General features: G+C 62.4%; 11 protein-coding genes. 2 read left to right on the forward strand and 9 right to left on the reverse strand.

What is annotated here, in order from left to right; genetic code table 11:
• Positions 1-35 precede the first annotated feature (35 nt).
• From C5F70_RS27175 to C5F70_RS27195, 5 genes are all read right to left on the reverse strand, one after another.
• The gene (locus tag C5F70_RS27175; protein ID WP_104904335.1) at positions 36-2,465 is read right to left on the reverse strand and encodes a TonB-dependent siderophore receptor; all 2,430 of its coding nucleotides are present in this window, start codon (positions 2,463-2,465) and stop codon (positions 36-38) included.
• A 228-nt stretch (positions 2,466-2,693) separates the two neighbouring features.
• Positions 2,694-3,662, reverse strand: coding sequence for a FecR domain-containing protein (locus C5F70_RS27180; RefSeq protein ID WP_046381829.1), 969 nt, complete (start codon positions 3,660-3,662; stop codon positions 2,694-2,696).
• Positions 3,659-4,177 (reverse strand): RNA polymerase sigma factor, encoded by a 519-nt coding sequence (locus tag C5F70_RS27185; RefSeq protein ID WP_026140138.1) that lies wholly within the window; start codon positions 4,175-4,177, stop codon positions 3,659-3,661. Before C5F70_RS27185 ends, C5F70_RS27180 begins: the two co-directional genes overlap by 4 nt.
• 97 nt (positions 4,178-4,274) lie before the next feature.
• Positions 4,275-4,982: a PolC-type DNA polymerase III gene (locus C5F70_RS27190; protein WP_102618944.1), complete on the reverse strand. Its 708-nt coding sequence runs from the start codon at positions 4,980-4,982 to the stop codon at positions 4,275-4,277.
• The gene (locus tag C5F70_RS27195; protein ID WP_032804651.1) at positions 4,979-6,901 is read right to left on the reverse strand and encodes a DUF294 nucleotidyltransferase-like domain-containing protein; all 1,923 of its coding nucleotides are present in this window, start codon (positions 6,899-6,901) and stop codon (positions 4,979-4,981) included. Before C5F70_RS27195 ends, C5F70_RS27190 begins: the two co-directional genes overlap by 4 nt.
• A gap of 247 nt (positions 6,902-7,148) precedes the next feature.
• On the opposite strand from C5F70_RS27195, the gene C5F70_RS27200 reads away from it, so the two are divergent.
• The gene (locus tag C5F70_RS27200) at positions 7,149-7,595 is read left to right on the forward strand and encodes a response regulator (RefSeq protein ID WP_017847854.1); all 447 of its coding nucleotides are present in this window, start codon (positions 7,149-7,151) and stop codon (positions 7,593-7,595) included.
• Between the two features lie 156 nt (positions 7,596-7,751).
• On the opposite strand, the gene C5F70_RS27205 is transcribed toward C5F70_RS27200, so the two are convergent.
• Positions 7,752-9,929: a malate synthase G gene (locus C5F70_RS27205; RefSeq protein WP_102618945.1), complete on the reverse strand. Its 2,178-nt coding sequence runs from the start codon at positions 9,927-9,929 to the stop codon at positions 7,752-7,754.
• A gap of 388 nt (positions 9,930-10,317) precedes the next feature.
• Here C5F70_RS27205 and C5F70_RS27210 point away from each other — a divergent pair, with 388 nt between their 5' ends.
• On the forward strand, positions 10,318-10,836 hold the full coding sequence (locus C5F70_RS27210) for a glycine cleavage system protein R (protein ID WP_017847852.1): 519 nt from the start codon (positions 10,318-10,320) through the stop codon (positions 10,834-10,836).
• 222 nt (positions 10,837-11,058) lie between these two features.
• On the opposite strand, the gene rarD is transcribed toward C5F70_RS27210, so the two are convergent.
• From rarD to C5F70_RS27225, 3 genes are all read right to left on the reverse strand, one after another.
• Positions 11,059-11,943, reverse strand: a complete 885-nt coding sequence (gene rarD / locus C5F70_RS27215; protein ID WP_017847851.1) for an EamA family transporter RarD — start codon at positions 11,941-11,943, stop codon at positions 11,059-11,061.
• 119 nt (positions 11,944-12,062) lie between these two features.
• Positions 12,063-13,037 carry a serine/threonine protein kinase gene (locus C5F70_RS27220; RefSeq protein ID WP_017847850.1) on the reverse strand — a complete coding sequence of 325 codons (975 nt, stop codon included), beginning with the start codon at positions 13,035-13,037 and terminating at the stop codon, positions 12,063-12,065.
• 934 nt (positions 13,038-13,971) lie between these two features.
• The gene (locus C5F70_RS27225) at positions 13,972-15,870 is read right to left on the reverse strand and encodes a PhoX family phosphatase (protein WP_046489087.1); all 1,899 of its coding nucleotides are present in this window, start codon (positions 15,868-15,870) and stop codon (positions 13,972-13,974) included.
• Between the last annotated feature and the right edge of the window lie 87 nt (positions 15,871-15,957).

Raw genomic sequence — 15,957 nt, forward strand, 5'->3', positions numbered from 1 at the left:
GCCCCTGCGGACGGCCGGGAGGTCAACTCAGTCGTTTACCACTGGTAGGTGGCGCTGGCGACCACACTGCGCTGGTCGCCGAAGTAGCAGTAGGAACCGTCACAGGTGGAGAGGTAGTCCTTGTCGAACAGGTTGGTCGCGTTCAGTTTCAGCGAGGCGCCTTTGAGGCTGTTGTCCAGGCGGCCGAGGTCGTAATGCACGGCGGCGTCGAACACCGTGTAGGCGTTGGCCTTGCCCGTCCAGGTATTGCCCTGGTCGCCATAGGTATTGCCGGTGTAGCGGGCCCCGGCGCCAATGCCGAAACCATCGAGCATGCCGCTGTGCCAGGTGTAGTCCGTCCACAGGGAGGCTTGCTGGTTCGGCATCAGCTGCAGGCGGTTGCCCTTGTATTGGCCTTTTTGCACTTCAGACTTGGCCAGGGTGTAGGCGGCTATCAGCTTGAGGTTTTCACTCACGTCAGACACGGCTTCGAGTTCCAGGCCCTTGACCTTCACTTCGCCGGTCTGGTCGGTCACCGATTCGCCCCCGGCACCGAAGCTGGTGACCAGCACGTTTTTCTGGGTCAGGTCGTAAACCGCTGCGCTGAGCAATGTGTTGGAGCCGGGAGGCTGATACTTGACCCCCAGTTCCCATTGCTTGCCCTGCGTGGGCTTGTACGATTTGACTGGGTCGACGCTGGCATTGCTCGCCGGCTGGAAGGACTCGGCGTAGGACAGGTACGGCACGAAGCCCGAATCGAAGACATAGCTCAGCGCCGCGTTGCCACTGAAGTTCCGGCTGCGGTCGGTGTTGGTCGCGTCGTCCTTGTTGAAGTACGTGGTGCCCTGATGCACCCAGTCTTCACGCCCGCCGAGGGTCAGGCGCCATTTGTCGAGAGCCATCTGGTCTTGCACGTAGAGGCCGGTCTGTATGGTTTTCTGGTTGTAGTCGTAGTACGCATCGGAGCGCGGCGGGCGGACGATCGTCTGGCCGTAGGTCGGGTTGAAGATATTGGTCGTACCGGCGCTGCTGAAAATCGACAGATACGAAGTGTCGGTGCGTTGATGATCGAGCCCCAGCAACAGCGTGTGCGTGATGTCAGCCGTGTTGAAGTCAGCCTGGAAATGGTTGTCGACCGCGAATTGGCCGATGTTTTCGTCAACGTTGGTCGACGAACGACCGATGTTGCCCGCAGCGTCGGCAGGGCCGTAGATCAGTGAGCCCACGGTCAGTTGCTGGAACGCCAGCTCCGACTTGGTGTAGCGCAGGTTCTGGCGGAACTGCCATGTATCGTTGAAGCGATGCTCGAACGCATAGCCCAGCGCGTAGTAGGTGCGGTCGTAGAACTCGTAGTCCGGATCGCCGAGGTTCTTGTGGTGGGAGACCTCGCCCAGCGGCGATTTGATCTTGGTGCCCTGGATCGGCAGGAACTGGCTGGTGGTGCCGGTATCGTCGCGGGTGAACTGCGAGAGCAAGGTCAGTTGGGTATCGGGGTCGATGTTCCAGACCAGGCTGGGGGCGATGTTGTAGCGCTTGTTGTCGATGTGGTCGACCTGGGTGCCAGCATCCCGGACCACGCCGCTGACGCCGTAAAGGAACTGGCCTTCATCATCGATTTTGCCGGTGCTGGCGAAATTGATCTGGCGATAGTTGTCACTGCCGTATTGCACTTGAATGGCATGGCTCGACTCCGCGCTGGGGCGCCGGCTGACCATGTCCAGCAGGCCGCCCGGCGGGGTCTGGCCATAGACCGAGGAGGCTGGGCCACGCAGCAGGGCGAGGCGATCCAGGTTCCAGGTTTCGGCCTTGGGGTTGGCGTACACGCCGCGTGGCAACGGCAGGCCGTCGAGGAATTGGGTCGGTTCGAAGCCGCGAACGCGCATCCAGTCGTAGCGGGTGTCGCTGCCGTAGCTGGCGGACACAATGCCGGGCATGTATTTGACGGCGTCATCCAGGTTCTGCACGTTGCGGTCCTGCATCTGCTCGCGGGTGGCGACGGAGATCGAGCGCGGTGCTTCGACCAGCGCGGTATCGGTCTTGGTGCCGGCGGCGGTGCGCGTCGCCAGGTAGCCTTGCACTGGGCCCCAGGCGCTTTCAGTGTTGCCCTGGGCAACGATGCTGGTTTGCGGCAACGCCACGACCCCGTCCGCAATCGCCACCAGCGTGTAAGTCCCCGCGCTGCTCTGCTCCACCTGCAAGCCGCTGCCGCGCAGTGCCTCGCGCAGTGCGCCCGGGGCGTCGAACTGGCCCTGGACCGGCGCCGAGGTTTTGCCTGCGGCCAGTGCCGGGCTGAGGGTCAGCGCGAGGCCGGCCTGGCTGGCGATCTGGTTCAGGGTGGCGGCCAATGGCGCGGCGGGCAGGTTGTAGGCGCGCACGCTGGACGCTTGCTCGGCGGCGATCAGCACGCTGCTGGTCAGCGGGGTGCTGAGGGCAATGGCCACGGCTAACAGGCTGGGGCGCAACAAGGTGTCTAGCGTGCGGGACATGGGGCGGCTCCTGAATGGAAGTAATTCGCAATTACCCCTGTGCCGAGCGAGATTCGAAAAGTGATAGGGCGAGGTGAAAATAATTGTGGTCTGGGGATATTTGGTGTTCTGGAGGGCGTCATCGCGAGCAAGCTCGCTCCCACCTTCGACCGCGTTCAGCCTGATACAACGCGGTCGAAGGTGGGAGCGGGATTGCTCGCGCGAGCAATATCCCCGACACCGCCGGACCTAGGGCCTACCCTTCACCGTCACCCACCACGGCGTGCGCTGTTCGATCCGCACCGGCAGCGTCGGCAGCAGTGCGTTGAGCGCCAGGGTGGTGTCGTGCAGCGGGAAGCTGCCGGTGATGCGCAGGTCGGCCACGGCGTTATCCACACCCAGGTAGCCGCGGCGATAACGGCTCAGTTCCTCGACCACATCGCCCAGGCGGGCGTTGTCCACCACCAGCATGCCGCGGGTCCAGGCGTCGGTGGCGGGGGTGACGGCGAGCAGCGGGCCGAGGCTGTCGCTGCGCATCAGCACTTGCTGGCCGGCCTTGAAGATCTGTTCCTGATGCAGCGCCTCGGGTTGCGCGGCCACCGCCGATTGCAGCACGCTCAGGCGCGTGGCGGCGTCCTCGCGCTTGACGATAAACCGCGTGCCCAGCGCGCGCAGGCTGCCGTCGCGGGTCTGCACATAGAACGGGCGCGCATCGTTGTGGCCGGTTTCGACGAGGATTTCGCCTTCCTGCAACACGATCAGCCGGCGTTTTTCATCGAAGCGCACATCGATGGCGCTGTGGGTGTTGAGGTTGATCTGCGTGCCGTCCGCCAGTGTCAGCGTGCGTTGTTCGCCGGTGGCGGTGCGTTGATCGGCCAGCCAATAGTGGAGCGGTACATAACGCTCCCCGGCAAACAAGGCCAGGCCGCAGACCAGTGCGATACTCGCCAGGCCGCTGCCGAGTTTGCGCACGCGCTGGCGAATGCCCTCGCGTGACTGCAACAACGCCGCCCGCGCCGGGCCCGAGGCCACGCTGAAGCGCTGGTCGAGCAGGCCCAGTTGGCGCCAGGCGCGGGCATGTTCTGCATCGCTGGCCAGCCATTTGGCGAACTCCTCCTGTTCCACGGCGCTGCCGTCCCCTGAGTCGAGGGACAGTTGCCAGGCAATCGCCGCATCCAGCACCCGGGCCGACACCGGTTTACAACTGATCGCACTCACAGCGGCTCGCCATACAATGCGATGTAGCACTGACGGATGCCCTGGGCCAGGTACTGGCGCACGCGCGGCACCGACACGCCGAGGCGCCGGGCGATGTCGGCGTGGCCCAGGCCGTCGATGCGGTTGTAGAGAAACGCGGCGCGGGCCTTGCTCGACAGCGTGCCGAGCAGGCGGTCGATGGCCTTGAGGTCTTCGAGGATCAGTTGCTGGTCTTCCGGCGACGGCTGTTCGCTCTGCGGGATCAGCATCAATTCGCTGAGGTAGGCCTGTTCCAGGGCGGCGCGGCGGAAGTAGTCGAACAGTAAGCCTTTGGCGATCGCCACCAGGAAGGCGCGGGGCTCGCGGGGTTCGCGCAACCCGTCGCGGCCGAGCAGGCGCATGAAGGTGTCCTGACTCAGGTCTTCGGCGCGGCTCGGGCAGGCCACATTGCGCCGCAGCCAGGCCAGCAGCCAGCCGCGATGGTCGCGATACAACGCACCGACAAGCTCACTGTGTGGGGTCTGGACCGACGACAAGGCATCACCGAATAAACAAGTTTAAACTAACGAGAATTATTCGCGATTGTGTCAGAGGCGTGCAGCGGGCGCAATTGGCGTCTGTCCGGCGGTGCTATTAAAACGATGGCGCTTGCTTGCGCCGTTTCCATTGGCTCAAACGTGCTTGCAGGGCGCGCGGTGTGTCGATGTGCTGCTGGCGCGCGCGGCTGAGCAGGATCAGCATCAGCTCCGCAGTGGCCAGGGCGTCGGCGCTGGCGTGATGGCGTTCGCCCACCTGCAGGTGGAAGTGGTCGATCCAATCGTCCAGCCCGGCTTCGCGCAGCAGCGCCTCGGGGTACAGCAGCGGGGCGATGTCGGCCACGTCGAGGAAGGTATGGGCCAGGCGATAACCCAGGCTGTCCTTGAGCGCCCGGGCCAGCATGTGTTGATCGAACCGCGCATGGAAGGCCAGCAACGGGCTGTCGCCGACGAACTCCATGAAATCCAGCAACGCGTCCACCGGGTCACTGCCGGCGGCGATCGCGCTGGGGCCGAGACCGTGGATCAACACGCTGGGGCTGAGTTTTGTTTCGGCGCGTTGCAGGGTGCGTTCGAACATCTGGGAAAAATCCACCGCGCCGTCCTCGATCACCACTGCACCGATGGATAACACCTGATCGCGGTTGAGGTTCAGGCCGCTGGTTTCCAGGTCCAGCACCACCCAGCGCTGGCTGCGCAATGCCAGGTCGCCCAGCGCGACCGGCTGGGGTAACTGCGCCAGGCGCTGCTGTTGTGTTGCGTCGAGATGGGGTTTGGCCGTGCGCAACCAACCAAATAAGTTCACAGCTGATACCGCACGGTCAGGCTGCTTTGCAGGCGCTGGGCCTGGCGCAGGGATTCGCGCAGGATGCGCCGGTCCAGATGGTTAAGGCTGTCGGGGTCGACGCGGTTGGAATACGGCTGGTTTTCCCGCATCTGCAATTGGTGCTGCTGCATGCGGGTTTGCTGGATAAAGTGGTACGCCTCTTCATAGGCGGCGCCATCCAGCGGCTCGATCACTTCCTTGACCACCAACTGGCGCAGGCGCTCCAGGGTGTTGATGGCGTGGACGTCGTTGGCCAGGGCCAGCAGGCGCGCGCCGTCGACAAAGGGCGTCAGGCCTTGCACCTTGAGGTCGAGGGTGGCTTTTTCGCCGCCTTTGCGCGTCAGCACGAAATCGCGGAAGCGCCCCACCGGCGGGCGCTGGCGCAAGGCGTTCTCCGCCAGCATGCGCTGGAACAGGCGGTTATCCGCGACCTGGTCGAGAATGCCCTGGCGCAGTTGTTCACAGCCCTGTTCATCGCCCCACACCACCCGCAGGTCGAAATAGATGGTCGACCCCAGCAGGTTCTCCGGCGTGGCTTCGCGGATGAACGCCGCAAACCGTCGCGCCCATTCGGCCCGCGACAGGCACAGCTCGGGGTTGCCGGCCATGATGTTGCCTTTGCACAAGGTGAAGCCGCACTGCGCCAGGCTCTGGTTGATCTGCTGCGCGAGGGGCAGCAGGCGCGCACGGATCTCAGCCGCTTCGGCGGCGTCCTTGGCGTCGAACAGGATGCCGTTGTCCTGGTCGGTGTAGAGCGTCTGCTCGCGCCGGCCTTCGCTGCCGAAACACAACCAGGTGAACGGCACGCCGGGGTCGCCTTTGTCGGCGAGGGTCAGCTCGATGACCCGGCACACGGTGTGATCGTTGAGCAGGGTAATAATGTGGGTGATCTGGGTCGACGACGCGCCATGGGCCAGCATGCGCTCCACCAACTGGCCGATCTCGCCGCGTATCGCCACCAGGTTTTCCACCTTGGGCGCGTTGCGGATGGTACGGGCCAGGTGGACCAGGTCCACGCGTTGCAGGGAAAACAGGTCGCGCTCGGACACCACGCCGCACAGACGCTGGTCTTTGACCAGGCACACGTGGGCGATATGCCGCTCGGTCATTGCGATGGCGGCGTCGAAGGCGCTGTGGTCCGGGGTGAGGAAGAACGGCGCATGGGTCATGTGCGCGTCGATCGGCAGGGTGAAATCGCTGGTGCCGTCGGCCACCACCTGGCGCAGATCGCGCAGGGTGAAGATCCCCAGGGGCGCCTTGTGCTCATCCACGATCACAATGCTGCCGACCTGTTGCTCGTGCATCAGCGTCACCGCTTCGCGCAACGGTGTAGCCGGGCTGCACGTCACCGGGTGGCGCATGGCCAACTCGCCGAGGCGGGTGTTCAAGGAATATTGGGTGCCGAGGGTTTCCACGGCTTTTTGCTGCACTTGCTGGTTGACCTGATCAAGCAGGCTGCTGACGCCGCGCAAGGCGAAATCGCGGAACTCGCTGGACAGCGCGAACAGCTTGATAAACGCCGGCTTGTTCAGTTGCAGGCAGAAGGTGTCTTCGGCGGCCTTGTGCTCGGTGCGCGTCGCACGTTCGCCCAGCAGTGCCGCAAGGGGGAAGCACTCGCCGGTGGCAATCTCAAAGGTGGGTTCGGCCGAATCCGGCCGTTCGCCGATGACCCGGCCCTGCTTGACGATGTAAAAGTGCTCCACCGGCCCGGCCGACGGCTTGAGGATGCTTTCGCCGGGGCCATAAAAGCGCAATTGGCACTGCTCTACCAGGAACGCGAGGTGCGCGTTTTCCATTTGGTTGAACGGCGGGAAGCGTTGCAGGAACTGCAAGGTGCCGTGGATGTTCTGCAACACCGCAGTTTTTCCCGCCTGGGCGAATGCATCAGCTTTACTCATAACAATGACCGCGATGTTTTTGTCGTTATCGTCCTGCATGGTCGACTCCTGCACGGCGGGTGCCCATTGGACGTAAGTCTAGGTCGATGAAAACGGCGCATAACTAGGGAAAAACCTTACATGACGATCGTCCAAACCCCGTAGAACGCCCACTAGGCAAACTTTCCGACGAAGTGCACATTGTTCGCCCTTCCGCAGATGTCTGACGAGTGTGCTGGGAGATTGATGAGAGCTAGCTGAGAACCGTATGTCCGACCACGATATTTTGAGTGATGCCGAGCGCGAAGCGCTGAGCGCTGTGATGCTGAAGCCTGATTTACCGCCGCAACGCGTGTTGATCGTCGACGACGACAAGGATGCGCGCGAACTGCTGGCGGAAATCCTGGGCCTGGACGGGATTCGCTGCATGACCGCCGAGAGTAGTGAGGCAGCCTTGAAACTCTTGAAGTCGAGCCGCTCCATTGGGTTGCTGATCACCGACCTGCGCATGGCGCCGAGCAACGGCCTCCAGTTGATTCGCGAAGTGCGCGAATCCGAGCGCGCGGCGTTGCCGATCATCGTTGTGTCCGGGAACGCCGGAGCGCTGGATGTGATCGATGCGATGCATTTGAGCGTGGTGGACTTTCTGCTCAAGCCGATTGATAGCGTGAAGTTGGCGAAGATGGTCAAGCGCGAGTTGGGGATGAGGTCCTGATTTTTGCGGTGTATGTAATGGCCTCATCGGGGGCAAGCCCCCTCCCACAGTTGACCGCGTACATCCTGTGGGAGGGGGCTTGCCCCCGATGAGGCCATTCCGGTCACCACAAGCCTCAAAGAAAAAGCCCTGATCGCAAGACCAGGGCTTTTTCATTTACAGGCCGTTTTTAGCCTTGAACTCCCGACGCCTGCGATGCAACACCGGCTCGGTATAACCATTAGGCTGTTTGGTGCCTTCAATCACCAACTCCACCGCCGCCTGGAACGCGATATTGCTATCGAAGTCCGGCGCCAGCGGGCGGTACAACGCATCCCCGGCATTCTGACGGTCTACCACCGGCGCCATGCGCTTGAGGCTTTCCATCACCTGATCCTGAGTGACCACGCCGTGGCGCAGCCAGTTGGCGATGTGCTGGCTGGAAATGCGCAGGGTGGCGCGGTCTTCCATCAGGCCGATGTCGTTGATGTCCGGCACTTTCGAGCAGCCGACGCCCTGGTCGATCCAGCGCACCACATAACCGAGAATGCCCTGGGCGTTGTTGTCCAGCTCGTTGCGGATTTCTTCGTCCGACCAGTTAGGGTTGTTCGCCAGCGGGATGGTCAGGATATCGTCCAGCGACGCGCGCTCGCGCTTGGCCAGTTCGGCCTGGCGCGCGAACACGTCGACCTTGTGGTAGTGCAACGCGTGCAACGCAGCCGCCGTCGGCGACGGCACCCAGGCGGTGTTGGCGCCGGCCAGCGGGTGGGCGATTTTCTGTTCGAGCATCGCCGCCATCAGGTCGGGCATGGCCCACATGCCTTTACCGATCTGCGCACGGCCTTGCAGGCCGGTAGCGAGGCCGATATCGACGTTCCAGTTTTCGTAGGCGCCGATCCATTTTTCCGTCTTCATCGCGGCCTTGCGCACCATCGCGCCGGCTTCCATGGAGGTGTGGATTTCATCGCCAGTGCGGTCGAGGAAGCCGGTGTTGATAAACACCACGCGCTCGCTGGCGGCCTTGATGCAGGCCTTGAGGTTGACCGTGGTACGGCGCTCCTCGTCCATGATCCCGACCTTGAGGGTGTTGCGCGGCAGGTTCAGCACGTCTTCGATGCGGCCGAACAGCTCGTTGGTGAACGCCGCTTCTTCCGGGCCGTGCATTTTCGGTTTCACGATGTACACGGAACCGGTGCGGCTGTTCTTGCGGCTGCTGTTGCCATTGAGGCTGTGGATCGCCGCCAGGCTGGTGAGCAGGCCGTCGAGAATGCCTTCCGGTACTTCGTTGCCGTTTTTGTCGAGGATCGCGTCGATGGTCATCAAGTGGCCAACGTTGCGCACGAACAGCAGCGAGCGACCGTGCAGTGTCACGTCCTGGCCATTCACGCCGGTGTAGACGCGGTCGGCGTTCATGGTGCGGGTGAAGGTCTTGCCGCCTTTGGCCACTTCTTCGGCCAGGTCGCCTTTCATCAGGCCGAGCCAGTTGCGGTAGATCACCACTTTGTCGTCGGCATCGACGGCGGCGACGGAGTCTTCGCAGTCCATGATGGTGGTCAGCGCGGCTTCCATCAGCACGTCTTTGACGCCGGCCGCATCGGTCTGGCCGACCGGGGTGCTGGCATCGATCTGGATTTCGAAATGCAGGCCGTTGTGTTTGAGCAGGATCGCAATCGGCTCGGCGCTGTCGCCCTGGAAACCGATCAACTGGGCATCGTCGCGCAGGCCGCTGTTGCTGCCGCCTTTGAGGCTGACCACGAGTTTGCCGTCAACGATCTTGTAGCCAGTGGAATCGACGTGGCTGCCGGCGCTGAGCGGCGCGGCTTCGTCGAGGAAGGCGCGGGCGAAGGCGATGACCTTGTCGCCGCGCACCTTGTTGTAGCCCTGGCCCTTTTCGGCGCCGTCGGCTTCGCTGATGGCGTCGGTGCCATACAGCGCGTCATACAGCGAGCCCCAGCGCGCATTGGAGGCGTTGAGGGCGAAACGGGCGTTCATCACCGGCACAACCAGCTGGGGGCCGGCCATGCGGGCGATTTCGTCATCGACGTTTTGGGTCGAGGCCTGGAAGTCTGCGGCTTCTGGCAGCAGGTATCCGATATCTTGCAGGAAGGCTTTGTAGGCCACCGGGTCATGCGCCTGGCCGGCGTGAGTCTGGTGCCAGGTGTCGATCCGCGCTTGGAAATCGTCGCGTTTGGCGAGTAGGGCTTTGTTCTTCGGTGCCAGGTCGTGGATGACCTTGTCGGCACCGGCCCAGAACTGGTCGGCAGTGATGCCGGTACCGGGAATGGCTTCGTTGTTCACGAAGTCGAACAGGACTTTGGCGACCTGCAGGCCACCGACTTGAACGTGTTCAGTCATTGCTTGCCTCACTCTGCGGAGCTTATGCGCTTTTCAGCTTTTCAATTTACCAATGAAGCCTCTGGCCATTTAAACCGCGGGCACGCTGCGCCGGTACATGCCTGTGAAGGCGGCTGGGCAGGCTGTGTCGCGGAGCATGGTTGCCGTGGCAGACATCGACCCAACGTTATGTAGTGCGCGATTGCGCATACTACATGATGACTTGCGCTTGTGAAAATTAGACTAAATACGTCGTTTAGCGACCCACTTTGGTCGTATGGTCACAGTGGGGTCTGGGATGTTCTCAAGAAACAGATGGATTGTTCCAGATAAATATAAAAATGGTACACGATTTGTTTTCGGGGGCATCTGCGTCCACCTTGTAGATTGAATTCCAGAGGGCTTCGCCATGGACCATCTTGTACTCACTATCATTGCCGCCGACAAACCCGGCCTGGTTGAACGCATTGCGCAGAACATCGCGGCCCACGGCGGCAACTGGTTGGAGAGCCGCATGGCGCACATGGCCGGGCAGTTTGCCGGGATTCTGAGGGTCAGCGTCCCCGCCGAGAACCGTCAGGCCCTGGTGAATGCGCTGGAGGACTTATCCACACACGGCATTCGCGTGCTGGTGGGCGAGAGCGGCGCCGGGCAGGCGGCGGCGTCCAAACCGATCACCATGACGCTGGTGGGCAACGACCGGCCGGGGATCGTGCGTGAGATCACCGCGCTGTTGAGCAAGCAGGGGGTGAACCTCGAACGCTTGAGCACCGACGTGCGCCCGGCGCCGATGAGCGGCGATCCGCTGTTCCACGCCGATGCATCACTGGCGGTGCCGTCTGGCTTGGCGCTGGACACCCTGCAAGCGGCGCTGGAAACCCTGGCCGACGACTTGATGGTGGAGTTGGAACTGCGCCGCGAGGAATAACCACCCACAAGGTTATGCATGGAAATCTTGCATGGGCCTGTGGATAACCTGTAGAGACCCGGCGCCAGGCCACGCCGGCCGTGCTTCTCCGTCAGCTGAGCAAAAAACGAGCAGTTTCAAGGGCTTGTACACAAATGGCGGGGATCAGGTTGTGGATAACCTTGGGGTGGATCTCTGCAAGCCATGCGGGCCGTGGCTTGCAGAGGTTTGTACGTTATTTGATCAGCGTTTGCGCACTGTCAGCCAGGCGTCCAGGCTGTAGACCACCAGGCCGGCCCAGATAAACGCGAAGGCGATCAGCGTGCTGGTTGCCAGTTGTTCACCAAACAGCAGCACCGCTTCGAGCAGCACCAGGGTCGGCGCCACGTACTGCAAAAAGCCCAGGGCGGTGTAGGGCAAATGCCGTGCGGCGGCGTTGAAGCACACCAGTGGGATCAGCGTCACCGGGCCGGCGGCCACCAGCCACCAGGCTTCGGACGTACTCCAGAATGCCAGCTGCGCGCTGTGCGCCGACGGGTTGAACAGCAACCAGGCGACGGCGATCGGCACCAACATCCAGGTTTCCACCACCAGCCCCGGCAGTGCCTTGACCGGCGCCTGCTTGCGGATCAGGCCATAGAAACCGAAGGTCAGCGCCAGCGCCAGCGACACCCACGGCAAACTGCCCACCTGCCACACCTGTTGCGCCACCCCCGCGGCGGCGAGACCGACGGCGAGCCATTGCAGGCGGCGCAGGCGTTCGCCGAGGAGCAGCATGCCGAGCAACACGTTCACCAGCGGGTTGATGTAGTAACCCAGGCTGGCTTCGAGCATGCGTCCGCTGTTCACCGACCACACATAGGTCAGCCAGTTAGCCGCAATCAACGCCCCGCTGAGCGCCAGGATCGCCAGGCGCCGCGGGTTATCGCGCAGTTCGCGGAACCAGCCGGGGTGTTTCCAGACCATCAGCAACAGCGTGCCGAACAGCGCCGACCAGAGCACACGGTGTACGATGATTTCGGCGGCGGGGACACTGGCGATGGCTTTGAAATAGAGCGGGAACAGACCCCAGATGACATAGGCGCTCAGGCCCAGGATGTAGCCCTTGCGGGGGTTGGCGGCGTGCATTGCAGAATCCTTGCTTAGGCAGCTAACAAAGCGCGATTGTAAGGATATTTGTCCGCTCGTGGGGCCTGCAGTGCTTTATGTGGGAGGGGGCTTGCTCCCTCCCACAGGAAGCAACGCCGTCAGAACAGTTTCAGCGGTTCTTCGTTGAGCGCCGACAACTGTTCGCGCAACGCCAACACCTGATCACCCCAATACCGTTCGCTGCCGAACCACGGAAAGCTGTGGGGGAACGCCGGGTCATCCCAGCGCCGCGCCAGCCAGGCGCTGTAGTGCATCAGGCGCAAGGCCCGCAGCGGTTCGATCAGCGCCAGTTCGCGTGGGTCGAAATCGTGGAACTCCTGGTAGCCGTCCATCAACTCCGACAGCTGGCCCAGACATTCCTGACGGTCGCCGGCGAGCATCATCCACAGGTCCTGTACGGCCGGGCCCATGCGGCAGTCATCGAGGTCGACGATGTGGAACATCTCGTCGCGGCACATCATGTTGCCGGGGTGGCAATCGCCGTGCATGCGGATGTTCTTGTGCGGCGTGGCCTTGTACACCTCTTCCACACGCTTGAGCAGGTCGCGGGCCACGGACTCGTAGGCCGGCAGCAGGCTTTTGGGAATGAAGTTGCCTTCGAGCAGGGTGGTGAGGGAGTCGTGGCCGAAGTTCTTCACGCCCAGGGCTTCGCGGTGTTCGAACGGGCGGGTCGCGCCGACCGCGTGCAAGCGCCCGAGCAACTGGCCAAGGCGATAGAGCTGGTCCAGATTGCCCGGCTCCGGCGCCCGGCCGCCACGGCGCGGGAACAGAGCGAAGCGGAACCCGGCGTGTTCGAACAGGCTTGAGCCGTTATGGATCATCGGCGCGACCACCGGCACATCGCACTCGGCCAGCTCGAAGGTGAAGCTGTGTTCTTCCAGGATCGCTTCGTTGCTCCAGCGCTGCGGTCGGTAGAACTTGGCGATCAGCGGCTCGGCGTCTTCGATGCCCACTTGATACACACGGTTTTCGTAGCTGTTGAGCGCCAATACGCGTGCATCGCTGAGGAAGCCGATACTTTCGACAGCATCGAGCACCAGGTCGGGGGTGAGTGTTTCAAACGGATGGGCCATGCGAACTCCTGCGCGCAGCAGGGCGCCGCGTCCGGCCGGGTATGGTAACGCACCGGGCTTGAGATAGGGGGCGGCTGTGCCATTGCTATCGGGGGCAAGCCCCCTCCCACAGTTGAAGGTATTCACAAATCAACATGTGGCAGGGGCAAGCCCCCTCTCACAGTTGAAGGTATTCACAAATCAACATGTGGCAGGGGCAAGCCCCCTCTCACAGTTGAAGGTATTCACAAATCAAAATGTGGCAGGGGCAAGCCCCCTCCCACAGTTGAAGGTATTCACAAATCAACATGTGGCAGGGGCAAGCCCCCTCTCACAGTTGAAGGTATTCACAAATCAAAATGTGGCAGGGGCAAGCCCCCTCTCACAGTTGAAGGTATTCACAAATCAAAATGTGGCAGGGGCAAGCCCCCTCCCACAGTTGAAGGTATTCACAAATCAACATGTGGCAGGGGCAAGCCCCCTCCCACAGTTGAAGGTATTCACAAATCAACATGTGGGAGGGGGCAAGCCCCCTCTCACAGTTGAAGGTATTCACAAATCAACATGTGGCAGGGGCAAGCCCCCTCTCACAGTTGAAGGTATTCACAACTCAACATGTGGCAGGGGTAAGCCCCCTCTCACAGTTGAAGGTATTCACAACTCAACATGTGGCAGGGGCAAGCCCCCTCTCACAGTTGAAGGTATTCACAAATCAACATGTGGCAGGGGTAAGCCCCCTCCCACAGTTGAAGGTATTCACAAATCAAAATGTGGCAGGGGCAAGCCCCCTCTCACAGTTGAAGGTATTCACAAATCAACATGTGGCAGGGGCAAGCCCCCTCCCACAGTTGAAGGTATTTACAAATCAACATGTGGCAGGGGTAAGCCCCCTCTCACAGTTGAAGGTATTCACAACTCAACATGTGGGAGGGGGCTTGCCCCCGATAGCGGTCTGTCAGGCGCCCACGATCCCACCATCATCCCGCCGAATCGCCATCACCGACGAACGCGGCTTGCCATTGGGCAGATGCTCCGGCCAGGTCGAACCGCCGGTTTCGCCGGGATGCTGAATCCCCACGAACAAGGTCTTCTGATCCGGCGAGAAGCTGATCCCCGTCACCTCGCACGCCACCGGCCCGACCATGAAACGGCGGATTTCCCCGGTGTTGGGGTCGGCGCAGAGCATCTGGTTATTGCCCATGCCGGCGAAGTCGCCGCCGTTGCTGTAGTCACCGTCGGTCAGAATCCACAGGCGCCCGGCTTTGTCGAAACCCAGGCCATCGGGGCTGTTGAACATGTTCTGTGGGTTGATGTTCGACGAGCCGCCCTTCGGCGTACCGGCATGCACGCCGGGGTTGCCCGCGACCACAAACAGATCCCAGGTGAAATCGGCGGCGCCGTGGTTATCGGCGTTGGGCTTCCAGCGCAGGATCTGGCCGTAGACGTTTTTCTCGCGTGGGTTGGGCCCACCGACCGGCTGGCCGTCTTCGCCGCGCTTGGCGTTGTTGGTCAGGGTGCAATAGACCTGGCCGTCGGTGGGGCTGACCACGATCCATTCCGGGCGGTCCATGCGCGTGGCTTTCACCACACTGGCAGCCAGGCGTGCATGGATCAGCACTTCGGCCTGGCTGGCGAAACCGGTGCTGGCGTCGATGCCGTTCTTGCCATGGGTCAACTCGACCCACTGGCCGTTGCCCTTGGGGTGGTCGGCGTTGCCGTCGCCAGCGTCGAAGATCGCCACAAACAACGTGCCATGGTCGAGCAGGTCTTTGTTGGCCTTGGGGTTCTGGTGGTCGATCGGGTCGCGGCTGACGAACTTGTAGATGAATTCGCCGCGCTCGTCGTCGCCCATGTACACCACGGCGCGGCCGTCGCGGGTTTCCGCGAGGGCTGCGTTTTCATGCTTGAAGCGGCCGAGGGCGGTGCGTTTGACGGGGGTGGAGTGCGGGTCGAACGGGTCGATTTCCACCACCCAGCCATGGCGATTGAGTTCGTTGGGATTCTTGGCCATATCGAAACGCGGGTCGTGCAGGTGCCAGTTGATCTCTTTGCTCGCCGCCACCACGCCGTAGCGCTTTTGCCCGGCGTCGAAGGTTTGTTGTGGGTTGCTGCTGCCGAAGCAGTCGGTGAAGTTCTCTTCGCACGTCAGATAAGTGCCCCACGGCGTCTTGCCGTTGGCGCAGTTCTGGAAGGTGCCGAGGGCTTTTTTGCCGGATTTGTCGGCGCTGGTTTTCAGCCAGTCATGGCCGGCCGCCGGGCCGCTCAGGCGGATCGGCGAGTTGCCGTGGATGCGCCGGTTGTAGCGCGAGTCCTGGACGAACTGCCAGGTGTCGCCCTGGCGGCGCACTTCGATCACCGACACACCTTCGCTGGCCTGGGCCTTGCGCACGTCTTCGGCCGATTGCGGCGCGCCGCCGTGGGCGAAGAGGTAGCGGTAGTTGGTGTATTCGTTATTGATCGCCATCAGCGCGCGGTTGTCGTCGCCGGGGAAGGCGAACAGGCTCATGCCATCGTTGTTGTCACCGAACTGCTGCTCCTGGGCCTTGGCCGTGCCGTTGCCGGACGGGTCGAACGCCGGGGCATTCTTGTGCAGCGGCTGGCCCCAACTGATCAGCACCGAGGCGCTGTAGCCGGGCGGCAGGGTGATGCTGTCGCTGGTGGCGGCGGCGATGCTGGCGAACCCCAGCAGCGGGCTGGCGTTGGCGGCATTCACGGCCAGCGCGCTGCGGGTCAGCAGGTTGCCGCCGAGGAACATCGCGGCTCCGCACAGGGCACCGGCGCCGATGAAGCGGCGGCGGGTGAGGCCGACCATCTGTTCGAGGTCGGTGGCTTGGTTTTCTTCTAATAGGCTCATGTCAGGCTCCCTGCGGTTTTTGCAGACACCATAAGGAGCGGGCATGACGAAATTGTTGCAGTTTGACGGCGGGCGCAGCAGGCCCGG

Origin of the sequence: Pseudomonas sp. LH1G9 (assembly GCF_002949975.1) — a bacterium.
In the GTDB taxonomy this organism is placed as follows: Bacteria; Pseudomonadota; Gammaproteobacteria; order Pseudomonadales; family Pseudomonadaceae; genus Aquipseudomonas; species Aquipseudomonas veronii.

Bases quoted from the DNA above. Each gene is read 5' to 3' on its own strand.
- C5F70_RS27175 (WP_104904335.1), bottom strand. From the start codon at position 2,465: ATGTCCCGCACGCTAGACACCTTGTTGCGCCCCAGCCTGTTAGCCGTG.
- C5F70_RS27195 (WP_032804651.1), bottom strand. From the start codon at position 6,901: ATGAGTAAAGCTGATGCATTCGCCCAGGCGGGAAAAACTGCGGTGTTG.
- C5F70_RS27200 (WP_017847854.1), top strand. From the start codon at position 7,149: ATGTCCGACCACGATATTTTGAGTGATGCCGAGCGCGAAGCGCTGAGC.
- C5F70_RS27205 (WP_102618945.1), bottom strand. From the start codon at position 9,929: ATGACTGAACACGTTCAAGTCGGTGGCCTGCAGGTCGCCAAAGTCCTG.
- C5F70_RS27210 (WP_017847852.1), top strand. From the start codon at position 10,318: ATGGACCATCTTGTACTCACTATCATTGCCGCCGACAAACCCGGCCTG.
- rarD (WP_017847851.1), bottom strand. From the start codon at position 11,943: ATGCACGCCGCCAACCCCCGCAAGGGCTACATCCTGGGCCTGAGCGCC.
- C5F70_RS27220 (WP_017847850.1), bottom strand. From the start codon at position 13,037: ATGGCCCATCCGTTTGAAACACTCACCCCCGACCTGGTGCTCGATGCT.
- C5F70_RS27225 (WP_046489087.1), bottom strand. From the start codon at position 15,870: ATGAGCCTATTAGAAGAAAACCAAGCCACCGACCTCGAACAGATGGTC.